Source organism: Sphingomonas zeae (assembly GCF_014197135.1).
GTDB classification, from domain to species: Bacteria; Pseudomonadota; Alphaproteobacteria; order Sphingomonadales; family Sphingomonadaceae; genus Sphingomonas; species Sphingomonas zeae.
This window is the reverse complement of record NZ_JACIFA010000018.1, coordinates 1-16330: the sequence shown is the minus strand read 5'-3', so window position 1 is coordinate 16330 and position 16330 is coordinate 1. Positions and strand designations below refer to the sequence as shown.

At 67.9% G+C, this 16330-nt stretch carries 13 protein-coding genes and 1 tRNA gene; 10 read left to right on the top strand and 4 right to left on the bottom strand.

The genetic code is table 11. The annotated features are described in order from the left end of the window. Window positions 1-46: 46 nt before the first annotated feature. Window positions 47-1465, top strand: coding sequence for a coniferyl aldehyde dehydrogenase (locus GGR45_RS17580; RefSeq protein WP_246358301.1), 1419 nt, complete (start codon window positions 47-49; stop codon window positions 1463-1465). 442 nt (window positions 1466-1907) lie between these two features. On the opposite strand, the gene GGR45_RS17575 is transcribed toward GGR45_RS17580, so the two are convergent. Continuing rightward, a tRNA-Thr gene (locus GGR45_RS17575) sits at window positions 1908-1982 on the bottom strand. A gap of 84 nt (window positions 1983-2066) precedes the next feature. Here GGR45_RS17575 and GGR45_RS19870 point away from each other — a divergent pair. Next, window positions 2067-2198 (top strand): hypothetical protein, encoded by a 132-nt coding sequence (locus GGR45_RS19870; protein ID WP_281394146.1) that lies wholly within the window; start codon window positions 2067-2069, stop codon window positions 2196-2198. A gap of 4 nt (window positions 2199-2202) precedes the next feature. Here the strand turns inward: GGR45_RS19870 and GGR45_RS17570 are convergent, their stop codons facing one another. Together GGR45_RS17570 and GGR45_RS17565 are read right to left on the bottom strand one after the other, a co-directional pair. Next, window positions 2203-2658: a DUF3429 domain-containing protein gene (locus GGR45_RS17570; protein WP_175310509.1), complete on the bottom strand. Its 456-nt coding sequence runs from the start codon at window positions 2656-2658 to the stop codon at window positions 2203-2205. Between the two features lie 208 nt (window positions 2659-2866). After that, window positions 2867-4888, bottom strand: a complete 2022-nt coding sequence (locus GGR45_RS17565; RefSeq protein WP_246358300.1) for a TonB-dependent receptor — start codon at window positions 4886-4888, stop codon at window positions 2867-2869. Between the two features lie 226 nt (window positions 4889-5114). On the opposite strand from GGR45_RS17565, the gene GGR45_RS17560 reads away from it, so the two are divergent. The 8 genes from GGR45_RS17560 to cobA all read left to right on the top strand — a co-directional run bounded on the left by GGR45_RS17560 (window position 5115) and on the right by cobA (window position 16075). Further along, window positions 5115-5696: an ANTAR domain-containing response regulator gene (locus GGR45_RS17560; RefSeq protein WP_175310511.1), complete on the top strand. Its 582-nt coding sequence runs from the start codon at window positions 5115-5117 to the stop codon at window positions 5694-5696. Continuing rightward, on the top strand, window positions 5693-6889 hold the full coding sequence (locus GGR45_RS17555; RefSeq protein WP_175310512.1) for an ABC transporter substrate-binding protein: 1197 nt from the start codon (window positions 5693-5695) through the stop codon (window positions 6887-6889). Before GGR45_RS17560 ends, GGR45_RS17555 begins: the two co-directional genes overlap by 4 nt. Before the next feature lie 367 nt (window positions 6890-7256). Next, the gene (locus GGR45_RS17550) at window positions 7257-8504 is read left to right on the top strand and encodes a nitrate/nitrite transporter (RefSeq protein WP_175310513.1); all 1248 of its coding nucleotides are present in this window, start codon (window positions 7257-7259) and stop codon (window positions 8502-8504) included. A gap of 2 nt (window positions 8505-8506) precedes the next feature. Next, window positions 8507-9718, top strand: a complete 1212-nt coding sequence (locus tag GGR45_RS17545; RefSeq protein ID WP_175310514.1) for an alginate export family protein — start codon at window positions 8507-8509, stop codon at window positions 9716-9718. Next, a complete protein-coding gene (nirB, locus tag GGR45_RS17540) occupies window positions 9718-12222 on the top strand; it encodes a nitrite reductase large subunit NirB (RefSeq protein WP_175310515.1) in 2505 nt (834 codons plus the stop codon). The genes GGR45_RS17545 and nirB overlap by 1 nt, the downstream gene beginning before the upstream one ends. After that, window positions 12219-12557, top strand: coding sequence for a nitrite reductase small subunit NirD (gene nirD, locus GGR45_RS17535; RefSeq protein WP_175310516.1), 339 nt, complete (start codon window positions 12219-12221; stop codon window positions 12555-12557). The genes nirB and nirD overlap by 4 nt, the downstream gene beginning before the upstream one ends. Before the next feature lie 151 nt (window positions 12558-12708). Next, a complete protein-coding gene (locus GGR45_RS17530) occupies window positions 12709-15294 on the top strand; it encodes a nitrate reductase (protein WP_175310517.1) in 2586 nt (861 codons plus the stop codon). Next, a complete protein-coding gene (gene cobA / locus GGR45_RS17525) occupies window positions 15284-16075 on the top strand; it encodes a uroporphyrinogen-III C-methyltransferase (protein ID WP_175310518.1) in 792 nt (263 codons plus the stop codon). The genes GGR45_RS17530 and cobA overlap by 11 nt, the downstream gene beginning before the upstream one ends. 22 nt (window positions 16076-16097) lie before the next feature. Here cobA and GGR45_RS19560 read toward each other — a convergent pair. Further along, window positions 16098-16330: hypothetical protein (locus GGR45_RS19560; RefSeq protein ID WP_221235838.1), on the bottom strand; the 233-nt coding region annotated here is incomplete at its 5' end.

Genomic DNA, 16330 nt, shown 5'->3' with positions numbered 1-16330 from the left:
ATGCGGGGAGCATCGAGGCCTCGTCAAATGGGAGAGGACCCAGAACATGATGGCACAGCACGACCCGTCCGGGTTGGTAGCCAGGCTAGCTGCACAGCGTGCGGCATATTCTCAGGAGCGATGGCCGACGCTGGCGGTGCGCCGCGATCGTCTTAAGCGCCTCCGCGCGCTCACCCGCGAACACGGAACGGCGATCGCCGCTTCGATCGATGCTGATTTCGGCGGCCGGTCGGCCCACGAGACCCGGCTCGCGGAACTGTTCCTCGTCGCCGCAGCGATCTCGCATGCCGAATCGCATCTTCGGCGCTGGACACGGCCCCGCCGCGTGGCGACCGCCGCAAGGTTCTGGCCGGCCCGCAATCGCCTGCTGCCGCAGCCCCTCGGGGTCGTCGGCATCGTTGCCCCCTGGAACTATCCCTTCCAGCTCTCGATCGGCCCCGCAGTTGCGGCAATCGCGGCGGGCAACCGCGTGATGCTGAAGCCGTCCGAGCTGACGCCCCATTTTTCCGAATTGCTGGCGCGGCTCGTGGCCGGGCTGTTCGACCCCGACGAGCTTCACGTCGTCACCGGCGGGGTGGAAGTCGGGCGGGCTTTCGTGGCGCTGCCCTTCGATCACCTCTTCTTCACGGGCTCCACCGCGGTAGGTCGTCAGGTGGCGATGGCGGCGGCGGCCAATCTGACGCCGGTGACGCTGGAGCTTGGCGGCAAGTCGCCGGCGATCCTCGATCCTTCGGCCGACATGACACAGGCGGCGCGCCGTATCGCATTCGGCAAGCTGTTGAACGCCGGGCAGACGTGCATCGCGCCCGACTACCTGATGGTCCCGCGCGGAAGCACTGCAAAAATGTCGAGCGATCTCGGGGACGCCATACGGTCGCTCTACCCCACCATCTCGGACAATCCGGACTATAGCGCGATCATTTCCGACGGGCATCGAGACCGCCTCGCGGCCCTCGTACAGGATGCATGCGATAAGGGTGCCGCCGTCGTCGAACCTGTCCGGGTCGACTTGGCGACCAACGCTCGAAAGATGGCGCCGACGCTGCTCCTCGGCGTGAATGCGTCGATGCGCGTCATGCAGGAGGAGATTTTCGGTCCGATACTGCCGATCATTGAATATGACGGCCTTGATGAGGCGATCGCTCATGTGACCGCGGGCGAGCGCCCGCTGGCCCTTTATTGGTTCGGCACCGATGCGCGATCCCGCGAGCGCGTGCTCCGGGAGACCCATGCCGGCGGAGTGACGGTGAACGACTGCCTGTGGCACCTGGCGCAGGAGGATCAACCGTTCGGCGGGATCGGAGCCAGCGGAACCGGCTCCTATCACGGTGAATGGGGCTTCAGGACGTTCAGCCACTTCAAACCGATTTTGCATCAGCCGGCCGTCGCCGGGACCAGGTTTTTTCAGCCCCCCTACGGCAAGACTTTTGACGCCATGCTCGGAGCGCTTCAAAAGCTGATATGAACTCGGCTGCCGGCCGCAAGACGATAACCGCGTTCACCGCCGAGATGGCGCGCATGGCTCACGATCTTGTCGTGCACGAAGTCCCGATTAGAAGCGCCCCCGCCCACGTAGACGCCCCACCTGCAGCGCACCTCTGTCTTTTGCTGCACCTGGCGGTCGTTACCTTCGGGTGACCGATCTCAGGAACAGCGCATGTTCCGCCGATCTGCGCGGGAAGACTGTTATGTCTTCCTGCGGTGGACGGCGATGCGATCGCGCGGGAGCAGCATGTACCGCCTTTGTGGGGCCAACCACCGGCGTTGTTGCGCAAGCCCGCGGGATCCGACCCGATCGAATGACGGATGATCCTGGCGATCACCCGCAACGGTGCCGTCTATCGATGTGACCGGGTTGTGACCCGAATCTGCGATAATCCCCGAAGGGTAGATAAGTTATTGAAAAATGGTGCTGCCGGTGAGGATTGAACTCACGACCTCAGCCTTACCAAGGATGCGCTCTACCACTGAGCTACGGCAGCACTCGCGTTTCACCGCGGAAGCGCGCCTAGAGACGATCGGGCGGGCATTGTCAAGCGACCTTTGGACGGATTATGCGAAATGTCATGGCAAAGGACGAACGCGCGGAGCGGCTGGCGGCGGCGCTCCGGGAAAATCTGAAGCGGCGAAAGGCTCAGGCGCGCGAACAGGACGAGGCGCGGGCGCCCGGTCCCGTGCCCCGCGACGAAACCGCCTGAGGCATCAGCGCGGCGCGATAAGGCCCAGGATCAGGGTCAGCCCGCCCAATCCCAGCGACAAGGCCCAGCGCAGCCTTGCCCAGCCGGTGATGGTGCGCATCGCCGTACCGACCCTTAGGTCGACCAGCGGCGTGACCATGATGACCAGCCCGAGCAGGATCAGCGCGAGGCGGATCGATCCGCCCGCCAGCAGCGGCGGCAACAGCAATGCCCATCCGATCAGGCTGGGCAGAACCGCGACCAGATAGGGCCAGCCCCGATCGTCGCGGCGAAGCAACGCCTCCATCCACCACATGCCGCCCAGGAAGGACAGGATCAGCGCGGCATAGAGCCCTCCGCCGATCGTCGCGGGCAGGATCAGGGTTGGGTCGACCAGCGCCAGCGCGACGCAGAGCAGCGGCGGCAGGACACCGGCCGCCCCCAGGATCAGCGGTGGTCGTGGCAGATGGGCGTGATTCATCGCGGCATTCCCGGAACGTGACGTGGCGGGGTGGCTACGCAGAGGGGGCGCGATGGTTCATTTGGCGGGGTGATCACAATCCTCCCCGGCACGGGGAGGGGGACCAGCGAAGCTGGTGGAGGGGGTGCGCCGCATAGGACATCCCCTGCGGAAAGCCCCCTCCGTCAGGCCTTGCGGCCTGCCACCTCCCCGTGCCGGGGAGGATTTTTCAGATCTCCACCCGCAACGACGCGCGGACCGTCCTTGGCGGGCCGGGATAGATCCACAAACGGCTGTACGAACTGGCCGCATAGCGTGCGTCGAACAGATTGTCCGCCTCCAGCCGAAAACGCAGCCGGTCGGCGACGGGAACTTCGACCGCCGCCTTGGCCTTCACATAGGCGGGCAGGACCAGTGGCGTCGCGTCGAGCGAGCCTGCGCGGTCGCCGACATAAGCGAGGCCGCCGCTCAGCTGCCAGTCGCGTCCGGCGATGGGCAGCTGGTGGACGACCAGCACCGTCCCCGAATGCGCGGGCACGCCCAGCACCGCTGGCGTCGCGAAACTCTGGTCGTCGTTGCGGGCATGGACCCAGGCATAGTTGGCGATCACCTGCCACCGGCGGGCGAGGCGCAGCGAGGCGTCGGCCTCGATCCCCCGGCTGTTCATCCGGCCGACCGGCGCGTTGAAGCCGGGGTCGACCGGATCGGTGGTCAGGATATTGCTCTTGGCGATGTCGAACCAGGTCATGCCCAGGTCCAGCCCGGCCCAGCGGCCCGCGATGCCGACTTCGTAACCGCACGCTTCCTCTGGCTGGAAACCCTCGCCGGTGCGGCCGGTGCCCGAGTTGAGCAGGAAGGATTCGCCCCAATTCGCATGGACCGAGATATGGTCGTCCACCACATAGCGGACGCCCGCCCGGAACTTCACCGGCTGGTCGACGATCTGGCCGACGCCGCCGGTGCGGTTGTTGACGATCTTTTGCCGATAGGGATCGACCCGCGCGCCGCCGACCAAGGTCAGCCGGTCGGTCACCGCCCACATATCCTGGACGTACAGCGTGCCCGCCCAGCGATTCTCGTCATTGTTGGTGAAGGGCAAAAGCGGCGCGGCGGTGCCGCCATAACTCGATGCCGGATCGTAGAGATCGACCGCATAAGGGGCCGCCGCCGACGGATTGCGCCGCATCCAGCGCTCGCCATAGGTCATGCGATAGCCCTTGATGCCGATGCTCAGCTGGTGCCGACCGACCGTGCCCGCCAGCTCCAGCCGCGCGGCGAGATCGTCGATCACGAAGTCGCGTGAGCGGCGCTGGCGCCAGACCTGGGTGCCGACGATGCGCGACTGGTCCGCCGAAAAGCCCTTGAGCGAGCCGGTCCGCCAGACGATCCCGCCGTTCAGCGTCCAGCCGCCGCCCAGTTGGGCCAGCCCGGTCAGCTGATGCCGTTCGTTGCGGAATCGGGTGAGGCCATTGGACGGCTCGCCGTAATAGTTGGAGCGGGGCAGGGCGTTGGCATCGTCGCCCACCGCCGGGATGCCGCGATCGAACGGCGTGTCGAACTGCATGAACTCGGCCAGATAGGTCAGGCGCAGCGAGTCGCTGGGTCGCCAGGTGAGCGAGGGCGACACCACCCGTCGTTTGAGCGACACCGTGTCGCGCCAGCCATCGCTATCCTCGGCCGCGACGACGATCCGCGCGGCGAAGGTGTCGGACAGCGGACCGGTCGCATCCGCCTCGACCCGGCGGGTGTCGAACGAGCCGTAGGTCGCGGTCAGCCGCGCGGAGGGGGTGAAGCGCGGTATCTTGGAGACGATGTTCACCCGGCCGCCCGGATCGACATCGCCGAAGATCGCGCCCGCCGGGCCTTTCAGCACCTCGATCCGCTCGACCGTGGCGGGGTCGCGCGGCGGCACCATGCCGCGATTGGCGATGAAGCCGTCGACATAGAATTCCGCGCCGCCGTCCGGCGTGCCGAGGAAGCCGCGAATCGCGAAATTGTCGAGCACGCCGCCGCGATTATTCTGTTGGCTGAAGCCGCTGACCAGTTCCAGCGCGTCGTTCAAGCGATAGGTGCCCGCCGCCTGCAACACGTCCTGCTCCAGCGAACGGCTGGACTGCGACATGCGCGCGGTGGCGGGGTCGGAGGACAGGGTGCGGTCGACCGAGCGGCGGGTGCCGAGGACCACGATGTCCGACCGCTTTTCCGCCGTCTCGCCGTCCTCGACCTCCTGCGCGGTGAGAGTGAGAGGCATGGCACACAAGGCCATCGCAAGCCCCAAGGCAGCAAGGCGGAAACGACAAAGGAAACGGTCGGCGACGGCCATCGGGACATCCGGTCATGTGGTATGTTGCAACGTCTCATACGTATGGGAGGCAGCATGGCAACACCCGGCGGCCGCAATTTATGAGAAAATCGTCATGGCCCGCGTCATCGTCCGGGGTGGATGACGCGCGGCTTTGGGGTTAGTCACCTCAGTCGTGAGGATCGCGATCATCGACACCAGCACGACGCGCGCGGCGATCATCGCCGAGGGACTGCGCGAGGCCGGATTGGACGACCAAGTGCTGATCGACCCCGCCGGGCCGATCGTCCGCCAGATCGAGGCGTGCGCGCCCGAGGTGGTGCTCATCAATCTGGAAAATCCCGGCCGCGACCTGCTCGAGGATTTCTTCGCCATGTCGCGCGCGCTCGACCGGCCGATCGCGATGTTCGTCGACCAGTCGGATGCCGAAAGTGCGCTGGCGGCGGTCGATGCGGGCGTGTCGGCCTATGTCGTCGATGGCCTCGCCAAGCAGCGGATCAAGCCGGTGTTGGACGTGGCGATCCGCCGCTTCCAGGCCTTTTCGCGGCTGCAGGCCGAACTGGCCGAGGCGAAGACCGCGCTGGCCGACCGCCAGATCGTCGACCGGGCCAAGGCGATCCTGATGCGGCGGCGCGGGATCGACGAACCCGCCGCCTATGCGCTGCTGCGCGGCCATGCAATGCAGTCGAACCGGCGGATCGCCGAGGTGGCCGAGGCGATCGTGACCAGCGAGGCGCTGATGGGAGATTTGCCATGAGTCTCGACCGCTTCCGCATCGGCTTCGTGCCGCTGGTCGACGCCGCGCTGCCCATATTGGCGCGCGAACTGGGCTTTGCCGAGGACCAAGGCGTCGCCATCGAGATGGTCCGCGACGTCACCTGGGCGGCGGTGCGCGACCGGCTGCTCTATGGGCATAGCGATGCCGCGCATATGGTGGCGCCGCTCGCCATCGCGACCGCGCTGGGCCGGGACCGCCCAGCGGTGCCGATGGCGGTGCCCTTCGTCCTGGGGCTGAACGGCAATGCGATCACCTTCTCGACCGCGCTGGGCGAGGCGTGCGGGCTGGGCGAGGGGCTGGGCGATCCGGTCGCGGTGGGGGCGGCCTTGCGCGCGGTGGCGGCGCGGCAGCGGTTGCGCTTCGGCGTGGTGCATCGCCATTCCAGCCATAATTACATGCTGCGCTACTGGCTGGCGGGGGTCGGCATCCGGCCGGATGTGGATGTCGATATCGTCGTGACCAGCCCGCCCTTCGCCGCCGATGCGCTGGCGGCGGGCGAGGTGGACGGCATCTGCGTCGGCGAGCCGTGGAACTCGATCGCGGTCGATCGCGGCGTCGGGCGCATCGCGCTGGCTACCGCGCAGATCTGGCGACGCGGCGTCGAAAAGGTGCTGGCGATGCGCGCCGACCAGGCCGAGGAGCGGCGCGACGCGGTGCTGCGGTTGATCCGCGCGCTGCACGCGGCGGCGGCGCATTTCGTCGACCCCGAGACGGTCGAACAGAGCGCCGAAATCCTGTCGCGCACCGCTTATCTCGACGCGCCCGTCGATGCGATCCTGCGCGCGATCACCGACCGCATCCGCGTGGTGCCGGGCGGCGAGCCGGTCCATTATCCCGACTTCATGTTCCAATATCGCGAGGCGGCGAACTTCCCGTGGCGCAGCCAGGCGGGCTGGCTCTATGCGCAGATGGTGCGATGGGAGGGGCGGTCCTTTTCGAGCGCGGACGCCACGACCGCGCAGGGCGTGTTCCGGCCCGACCTGTACCGCGCCGCGCTGGCGGGCTCGGGGGCGCCGCTGCCCGGCGCGAGCTCCAAGCTGGAGGGCGCGCTGGTCGGGCCGATCGGGGCGGGGTCGACGCAAGGGCGATTGGTGTTGGGGAGTGACCGGTTCTTCGACGGGCGGGCGTTCGACCCGGATGATATTCCGGGGTATTTGAGAGATTTGCCGTAACGATCCTCCCCGGCACGGGGAGGGGGACCGCCGCGTAGCGGGGGTGGAGGGGGGCTTCCACCACGGTCATGCCGTGCGGTGATCCCCCTCCACCTTCCACTCGTGCCGGGAAGGATGAATTTGCTGCGATTGCGAAAGCCTCTTGCGCGGGGCTCGCGAATCAGGCAACTTTCGATTCGTTCGGCAATGGCGTCGGGCACGAGATAGCAGCGGATGCCGCTCCAATGACGGGGTAGCGCGCTGGCGGAAGCGGGATGATCCCCGCGTTCCGTTTGGAGGCAACGAAGCCGCCAGGATGGGACCCAAGGGTCCACGTCCTGGCGGCTTTTTTCGTTTCGGGTCCCAGCGACCCTAGGGAGGCGGCACGATGGCAACGGCATTCTGGGACGACGGCAAGACGGCGAAAGCGGGGGAGGACGGCGGCTTCTGGGCGAGCGGCCATACGCCGACCCTGATCGCCGCGTTCCTGTATTTCGATCTGGCCTTCATGGTCTGGGTCTTGCTCGGCCCGCTGGCGCCGCAGATCGCCACCAGCCTGTCGCTGACCCCTGCCGAAAAGGGCGTGATGGTGGCGGTGCCGACGCTGGCGGGCGCGGTGCTGCGCGTAGTCAACGGCCTGCTCGTCGACCGGATCGGGCCGAAGCGGGCAGGCGCGATCAGCCAACTGATCGTCATCGGCGGGCTCTTCTCGGCTTGGGTGCTGGGGGTGAACAGCTTTGGCGGTACGCTGGCGCTGGGCGTGATCCTGGGCTTTGCAGGCGCCAGCTTCGCCATCGCGCTGCCGCTCGCCAGCCGCTGGTACCCGGCCGAGCATCAGGGCAAGGCGATGGGCCTCGCCGGCATGGGCAATTCGGGTACGGTGCTGGCCGCGCTGTTCGCACCGGCGCTGGCCAAGCTGTTCGGCTGGAACGCGGTGCTGGGCCTGTCCTGCCTTCCGCTCACCCTCGTCTTCTTCGCCTATATGGTCATGGCCAAGGATGCGCCGGGCGCGCCGAGCCCACGTCGTCTGGTCGAATATCTGGCGCCGTTGAAACAGGCCGATGCCTGGTGGCTGATGGGCTTTTACGCCGTCACGTTCGGTGGGTTCGTCGGGCTCGCCGCCAGCCTGCCCATCTATTTCACCGACCGGTTCGGGCTGACCCCGGTACAGGCGGGTTACGCCACGGCGGCCTGCGTCTTCGCCGGATCGCTGGTGCGACCGATGGGCGGTGCGCTCGCCGATGCGATCGGCGGCGTGAAGGCGCTGACCGTCGTGTTCCTGGCCGCTGCCGCCACGCTGGTCGGGGTCGCGCTGGTCGACGGGTTCGCCGCGTCGCTGGCCCTGTTCGTCCTGTCGATGCTCGCGCTGGGGGTCGGTAACGGATCGGTGTTCCAGCTGGTCCCGCAGCGTTTCGGGGCGGAGATTGGCGTCATGACCGGTCTGGTCGGCATGGCTGGCGGCATCGGCGGCTTCTACCTCGCCTCCTCACTGGGTTTCGCCAAGCAGTGGACGGGCAGCTTCGCCCCCGGTTTCCTGATCTTCGCCGCGCTCGCTAGCGTGGCAGTAACCGGACTGACGCTAGTGAAGACCCGTTGGCGGCGCGATTGGGCGGCCGCCGGAACCGTACGGATCTGAACATGCGCGCTCTTTCCACCCTTCTCCTGCTCTCCGCCCCGGTTCTCGCCGCGAGCCCGCTTGCCGCGCAGACGGTGACGCTGAAGCCGCTGGCCGAAGCCCGGCTGCGCTGGGAGCAGGTGGACCAGGACGGCCTGCCCCAAAAGGCGGATGCGGTGACCGCCCGCATCCGTACCGGACTGGTCGCGACGACCGGCCGATGGTCGGCGCTGGCCGAGGCGCAAGGCAATCTGGCGATCGTCCCGGACTATTTCGACGGCGTGCACCCAGACCCCAATCGCCCGCTGATCGGCGATCCGCAAAGCATCGGCCTCTACCGCGCGCAGATCCAGTATAAGAGCGATCCCTTCACTCTGACGGCCGGGCGGCAGCGTATCGCTCTGGACGACGAACGCTTCGTCGGTGCCGCGCAGATCCGCAACAATGGCCAGACCTTCGACGCGGTGCGGGTCGAGCTGGTGCCCGTAAAGGGCGTGAAGGCGGACGTCAGCTATGTCTGGGGCGTGCGCACCGTCTGGGGCATCGATGGCACCGGCGTGCGGCCGCGCTCGGTCGGCGGCAATACGGTGCTGGCCAATCTGGGCTGGGCCTCGCCGATCGGCACGCTGACCGGTTTTGCCTATCTGATCGATGAGGACGAGGCTGCGGTGCAGGGCTTCCGCCTGTCGAGCCAGACCTATGGCACGCGCCTGGCGGGCGCGCAGTCGCTGGGCAAGGCGAAGCTCGCCTATCAGGCGAGTTGGGCGCGTCAGTCGGACTATCACCGCAACCCCAACAGCTATTCGGCCGATTACTGGCTGGCCGACCTCGCGCTCGACCTGAACGGCCCGCGTCTGGGTGGGGGCTATGAAGTGTTGGGCGCGGACAAGGGCCAGGCATTGACCAGCTTTCAGACGCCGCTGTCCTCGATCTTCAAGTTTCAGGGCTGGGCCGACAAGTTCACCACCACGCCGGCCGACGGCATCCGCGACCTGTACGCCAGCACCGGCTGGGGCTGGAAACAGGTCGGCCCGGTCAAGGCGGTCAGCCTGTCCGCCGTCTGGCACCGCTTCGAAAGCGACCGGCTGATCCGCCATTACGGCAACGAGATCGACCTGCTGGCGCAGGGCAAGATCGGTCGCACCACCGCCTCGCTGCGCTACGCCGATTATCAGGCGGATCGCTTTGGTGCGGACACCCAAAAGCTTTGGCTGCAACTGGACTGGACCATCTGATGGAACATCGCCCCGTCGTCGCGGCGACCGATACCCGCGAGCACCTGCCAGCGGGCGAAGCCCGGGAACACTTGATCGTCATCGGCAACGGCATGGCCGGATGCCGCGCGGTCGAGGAACTGCTGGCCCGCGATCCCGCCCGCTACCAGATCACCATCTTCGGTGCCGAGCCGCTGGTGAATTACAACCGGATCATGCTGTCGCCGGTGCTGGCGGGGGAAAAGACGTTCGACGAGATCGTCATCAACGGGCTCGACTGGTATGCCGATAACGGCATCACGCTGGTCAGCGGCGATCCCGTCACCGCGATCGACCGCGTGGGCCGCACCGTCACCGCCAAGAGCGGCATGGTGCTGGACTATGACCGGCTGCTGATCGCGACCGGCTCCGACCCGTTCATCATTCCGGTGCCCGGCCACGACCTGCCCGGCGTCATCAGCTTCCGCGACATGAAGGATGTCGAGCATATGCTCGCCGCCGCCGAGCGGGGCGGCAGCGCGGTGGTGATCGGCGGTGGTCTGCTCGGGCTGGAGGCGGCGCATGGCCTGTCGCTTCGGGGAATGACCGTCACCGTCCTCCATTTGATGCCGACGCTGATGGAGCGGCAGCTGGACGAGGCGGCGGGCTGGCTGCTGAAACAGGCGCTGGAGGCGCGGGGGCAGACCGTGCTGACCGGCGCGGACACCGCCGCGATCCTGGGCGATGGAAAGGTGGAGGCGATCCGCCTGAAGGACGGTCGCGAGATCCCCGCCGATCTGGTCGTGATGGCGGTCGGCATCCGTCCTTCGGTCGCGCTCGCCCGCGCGGCGGGACTCGATGTCGGGCGCGGGATCAAGGTGGACGACCATATGGTCACCAGCGATCCCCGCATCCTGGCAGTCGGCGAGTGCGTCGAGCATGACGGGCAGGTCTATGGCCTGGTCGCGCCGCTCTGGGACATGTGCCGCAGCCTGGCCGATGCGCTGACCGGCGCACCCAGCGGCTATCGCCCCACCGCCACCGCGACCAAGTTGAAGGTCGCTGGTCTCGACGTCTTCTCGGCGGGCGATTTCGGCGGCGGCGACGGCGCGGAGGACATCGTGCTGCGCGATGCCAGTCGCGGCATTTACAAGCGGGTCGTGGTCAAGGACGACCGCATCGTCGGCGCGGTGCTCTACGGCGACACCGCCGACGGCAACTGGTATTTCGACCTGCTGAAAAAGGGCGAGAGCGTCGGCGCCATTCGCGACGCCCTGATCTTCGGCCAGGCCTTCGCCTCGGGAGGGGGGCAGGCGGACCCTAAGGCGGCCGTTGCGGCGCTCTCCGACACGGCGGAGATTTGCGGCTGCAACGGCGTCACCAAGGGCCAGGTCGTCTCGTGCATCGCCAAGGGTGCGCACAGCCTGGATGCGGTCCGCGCCACCTGCAAGGCGTCGGCGAGCTGCGGCTCGTGCACCGGGCTGGTCGAAACGCTGCTCGCGCTCACCCTGGGCGACGAGGTCGAGGCGGGGCCGAAGACGATGTGCAAATGCACCAGCTTCGGTCACGACGATGTCCGCCGCGAGATCGTCGCGCAGGACATGCGCTCGATCCCCGAGGTGATGCAGAAGCTGCACTGGTCGACCCCGGACGGCTGTTCGTCCTGCCGCCCCGCGCTCAATTACTATCTGCTCTGCGCGCTGCCCGGTGAGTATGTCGACGATCAGCAGAGCCGCTTCGTCAACGAACGCATGCACGCCAACATCCAGAAGGATGGCACCTATTCGGTCGTCCCGCGCATGTGGGGCGGGATCACCAGCCCCAAGGAGCTGCGCGCGATCGCCGATGTGGTCGAGAAGTTCAACGCGCCGATGGTCAAGGTGACGGGCGGCCAGCGGCTGGACATCTTCGGCATCAGGAAGGAAGACCTGCCCGCCGTCTGGGCCGATCTCAACGCCGCCGGGATGGTCAGCGGCCATGCGTACGGCAAGAGCTTGCGCACCGTGAAGACCTGTGTCGGCTCCGAATGGTGCCGCTTCGGTACGCAGGATTCGACCGGGCTGGGCGTCAAGCTGGAGCGCGCGACCTGGGGCTCGTGGATGCCGCACAAGTTCAAGATCGCGGTCAGCGGCTGCCCGCGCAACTGTGCCGAGGCGACGATCAAGGATTTCGGCGTGGTCTGCGTCGACTCTGGCTATGAACTCCATGTCGGCGGCAATGGCGGGATCAAGGTTCGAGCGACCGATCTGCTCTGCAAGGTCGCGACCGAGGCCGAGGCGATGGAGATGTGCGCCGCCTTCGTCCAGCTCTATCGCGAGGAGGCGCGCTATCTGGAACGCACCGCGCCGTGGATCGAGCGGGTCGGCCTCGCCTATATCCAGTCGCGCCTCCTGCCCGACGCGGACGAGCGAGCCGAACTCGCCCGCCGCTTCTTCTTCTCCCAGCAATTCTCGCAAGACGATCCCTGGGCCGCGCGCGTCGCGGGCGAGGAACGCGAAATCCACGCGCCGATGGCGCGCTTCCAGCCCGTTGGAGAGATGGCATGATTGGCGAATGGCTCGATATCGGCTGGGTCAACGAAATCCCGGTGCGCGGCAGCCGCACCGTGCAGGTCGAGGGCGGAAACGACATCGCCGTCTTCCGCACCGGCGAGAACAAGGTCTTCGCGCTGCTCGACCGCTGTCCGCACAAACATGGGCGGCTGAGCCAGGGCATCGTCCATGGCGGCGCGGTGGCGTGTCCGCTGCACAATTGGCGGATTTCGCTGAGCACCGGGGAAGCGCTGGGCGAGGACAAGGGATGTACCCCGGTCGTGCCGGTGAAGATCAGCGGCGGCCGCGTGCTGATCTGCCGCGCCAGCACCCTGAAGGCGGCGGCGTGAGGATCCTCCCCGGCACGGGGAGGGGGACCATGCGCAGCATGGTGGAGGGGGGGCGCCGCAAAGGCTGCGCCATTCATATTGCCGTTGTCGCCCCGCCGCACGCCCCCTCCACCAGCTTCGCTGGTCCCCCTCCCCGTGCCGGGGAGGATCTATGATCCGCACCACCTGCGCCTATTGCGGCGTCGGCTGCGGCATCCGTGCGACCGTCACCGGCGACCGCTCCGTCCGCATCGAGGGCGACCCCGACCACCCCGCCAATCGCGGCAAGCTCTGTTCCAAGGGCACGCATCTGGGCGATACGGTCGGCCTGGAAGGTCGCCTGCTGCACCCCATGATCGGCAAGCGCCGCGCCAGCTGGGACAAGGCGCTCGACCTGGTCGCCAAACGCTTCCGCGACACCATCGCGCAGCATGGCCCCGACAGCGTCGCCTTCTACGTCTCCGGCCAGCTGCTGACCGAGGACTATTATGTCGCCAACAAGCTGATGAAGGGGTTCATCGGCTCGGCGAACATCGACACCAATTCGCGGCTCTGCATGTCCAGCGCGGTGGCGGGTCACACCCGCGCGTTCGGCGAGGACATCGTGCCCGCGTCCTACGAAGACATCGACGCCGCCGACCTGATCGTCCTGGTCGGCAGCAACACCGCCTGGTGCCACCCCATCGTCTATCAACGCATCCGCGCCCGGTGCGATGCGGGCGCCAAGCTGGTCGTCATCGACCCGCGCCGCACCGAGACGGCGGAGGAAGCCGACCTGCACCTCCCGCTGCGCCCGGGCAGCGACGTGGCGCTGATGAACGGCCTGCTCGGCTGGTGCCGCGAGGCGGGGGTGCTCGACGCCGGGTTCCTCGCCGATCATCTGTCGGTTCCGGCCGATTTCTGGGAGCGGGTGAGCGAGGGCAGCGATCTCTGGTCGGTGGCCAGGACCTGCGACCTCACGCCCGCCGACCTCCGCCGCTTCTACGAGCTGTTCGCCGCCACCCCGCGCACCGTCACCCTGTTCAGCCAGGGGGTGAACCAGTCGCTGACCGGCACCGATCAGGTCAATGCGATCCTGAACGTGCATCTCGCGACGGGGCGGATCGGCAAGCCCGGCGCGCAGCCCTTTTCGATCACCGGACAGCCCAATGCGATGGGCGGGCGCGAGGTGGGCGGGCTGGCCTCGACGCTGGCCGCGCATATGGACTTCGCCCCCGACAATCGCGCGCGCGTCCAGCGCTTCTGGGCCGCGCCGACCATTGCGGACAAGCCGGGTCTCAAGGCCGTCGACCTGTTCCGGGCGGTCGGCGAGGGGCGGATCAAGGCGCTCTGGGTGATGGCGACCAACCCCGCCGTGTCGATGCCCGACGCGGGCAGGGTGCGCGAGGCGCTGGCCGCCTGTCCCTTCGTGGTGGTCAGCGACGTGATCGCCGACACCGACACCTCGGCTCATGCCCATGTCCGCCTGCCCGCCGCCGCCTGGGGTGAGAAGGACGGGACCGTCACCAATTCGGATCGCACGATCAGCCGCCAGCGCGCGCTGTTCCCGCTGCCCGGCGAGGCCAAGCCCGACTGGTGGATCGTCAAGGAAGTCGGTCGCCGCATGGGGTGGAAGACCGCGTTCGCCTATGACCGCCCCGCCGAGATCTGGCGCGAGCATTGCCGGTTGTCGGCCTATGAGAATGACGGCGCGCGCCTCTTCGCGCTGCCCGGCCGGTCGAGCGCGGGCAATGCGGACTATGACGCGATGACGCCGTTCCGCTGGGGCGGTACGCCCTTTGCCGATAGCCGTTTCCCGACCCCCGATGGTCGCGCGCGGCTGGTGACGGTGACGCAAAAGGCGATTTCGGGGCCGCTCGCCGCCTGGCCGCTGACGCTCAATACCGGGCGTTACCGCGACCAGTGGCACAGCATGACCCGCACCGGCCTGGCCCCCAAGCTCGCCCGGCACCGCGAGGAGCCGCTGGTCGAGGTGCATCCCGACGATGCCACAGGGCTGGGCGTCACCGATGGCGGACTGGCGCGGGTGGCGACGCCGCAGGGCGACAGCCTCTACCGCGTGCGCGTGACGCCTGCGCAGCGAAAGGGCGAGATCTTCACCCCGATCCACTGGACCGACCGAACGTCGAGCGGCGGTCGCACCGGCCTGTTGCCGCGTCCGCTGGTCGATCCGGTCTCGGGCCAGCCGGGCTTCAAGGAAACCCCGGCGCGGCTGGCGGCGGTGGCGACGCGCTGGCGCGGCTTCCTGATCGTCGCGGGCGAGCCGGTGCGCCCGCCCAAATGTCTTTGGGCGACGCGCGTCGCGGTTCCGGCGGGCAGCCTGTGGGAGTTGGCGGGCGATGGCGATCCGGTGAAGCTGGAGGCGAGCCTGCCCGGCGGCGAGCGGATCGAGGCGATCGACGCCGCGCGCGGCACCAGGCGGATCGCGATCCTGTCGGGCGGACGGCTGGTCGCCGCGCTGTTCGTGACCGAGAGCGGCGAATTGCCCGCCCGTGACTGGCTGATCGGACAACTGACCGAGGCGGAAGCCGCGCCGACCCTGCTCGCCGGACGCGCGCCGGGGGTTCAGGCGGATCGCGGCGCCATCGTCTGCGCCTGTTTCGATATCGGGATGCGCACCATCGTCGCGGCAATTCGCGACCAGCGGCTGGCCGATGTCGCCGCGATCGGAGCCGCCTTGGGGGCGGGCACCAATTGCGGATCCTGCCGCCCCGCGCTCGCCCGCCTGCTCGCCGAGGAGAATATCCATGCTGCATGACGATTTTCCCGCCGGTTCGGTCTGGCTGGTCGGCGCTGGGCCGGGCGATCCCGATCTGCTGACCCGCAAGGCCGAGCGGCTGATCGCCGCCGCCGACATCGTCTTCTACGACGCGCTGGTCGGCCCCGGTGTCCTCGACCTGATCGCGCCCGGTGCCGAGCGGATCAGCGTCGGCAAGCGCTCCGGTCGTCATTCCAAGGATCAGCGCACCATCGACGCGCTGATCGTTACGGCAGCGCTGGAGGGCAAGCGCGTCGTCCGGCTGAAGGGCGGCGACCCGGCGATCTTCGGGCGCACGGCGGAGGAAGTCACCGCCTGCCGCGCGGCGGGCGTATCGGCGCGCATATGCCCCGGCATCACCGCCGCCAGCGCGGCTGTCGCCTCGGCGGGGACCAGCCTGACGCTACGCGGCGTGGCGCGTCGCCTGACCTTGGTCACGGCCCATGCGCAGGCGGGCGCGACGCTCGATCTCGACTGGCCAGCGCTGGCCGCCGCCAATTCGACACTCGCCATCTATATGGGCCGCGCCGCCGCCGCGACGGTCGCCCAGCAGCTCGTCGCCGCCGGGCGTAGCCCCGACACGCCGGTGCTGGTCGTGGTCAACGCCTCGCTGCCCAATGAGCGCATCATCCGGGGGCGTCTGTCCTCGCTGGCCTTTCTGGTCGAGGCGATCAGCGCGCATGATCCCGCCATGCTGATCGTCGGCGAGGCGGTCGAAGCCGATCCTGCTTTCGCACGCGCACAATCCACCCCGGTACGTGACGGGATGATCGTCGCCTGACGCCAATATGGGTCCGTCAGCTTCAGAAGGGGGAAAGCGCGCGCGTGGGCGGCCATGGCGGCGGGATAGGCCAAGACCTCGTCATCGCGCGTTCCGCACGGTGACGTTGGTAGAAAGTCTTGGTTTTCCGCCAGTCCCAGGCTCTGAAGCCTTGGGAAAGAATGGTGCCCAGAAGAGGAGTGAGCCGAGCGTGGTGGTTCGAGTCCTCGGGCATGGTCGAGTTTTCTCCTGCCTTTTCAACGGTCGTCGGTTCGA

Coding starts and splice junctions, on each gene's coding strand:
- nirD (WP_175310516.1), top strand. CDS start 12,219: ATGATTGGCGAATGGCTCGATATCGGCTGGGTCAACGAAATCCCGGTG.
- GGR45_RS17570 (WP_175310509.1), bottom strand. CDS start 2,658: ATGAATCACGCCCATCTGCCACGACCACCGCTGATCCTGGGGGCGGCC.
- GGR45_RS17545 (WP_175310514.1), top strand. CDS start 8,507: ATGCGCGCTCTTTCCACCCTTCTCCTGCTCTCCGCCCCGGTTCTCGCC.
- GGR45_RS17565 (WP_246358300.1), bottom strand. CDS start 4,888: ATGCCTCTCACTCTCACCGCGCAGGAGGTCGAGGACGGCGAGACGGCG.
- GGR45_RS17550 (WP_175310513.1), top strand. CDS start 7,257: ATGGCAACGGCATTCTGGGACGACGGCAAGACGGCGAAAGCGGGGGAG.
- nirB (WP_175310515.1), top strand. CDS start 9,718: ATGGAACATCGCCCCGTCGTCGCGGCGACCGATACCCGCGAGCACCTG.
- GGR45_RS19870 (WP_281394146.1), top strand. CDS start 2,067: ATGGCAAAGGACGAACGCGCGGAGCGGCTGGCGGCGGCGCTCCGGGAA.
- GGR45_RS17580 (WP_246358301.1), top strand. CDS start 47: ATGATGGCACAGCACGACCCGTCCGGGTTGGTAGCCAGGCTAGCTGCA.
- GGR45_RS17555 (WP_175310512.1), top strand. CDS start 5,693: ATGAGTCTCGACCGCTTCCGCATCGGCTTCGTGCCGCTGGTCGACGCC.
- cobA (WP_175310518.1), top strand. CDS start 15,284: ATGCTGCATGACGATTTTCCCGCCGGTTCGGTCTGGCTGGTCGGCGCT.
- GGR45_RS17530 (WP_175310517.1), top strand. CDS start 12,709: ATGATCCGCACCACCTGCGCCTATTGCGGCGTCGGCTGCGGCATCCGT.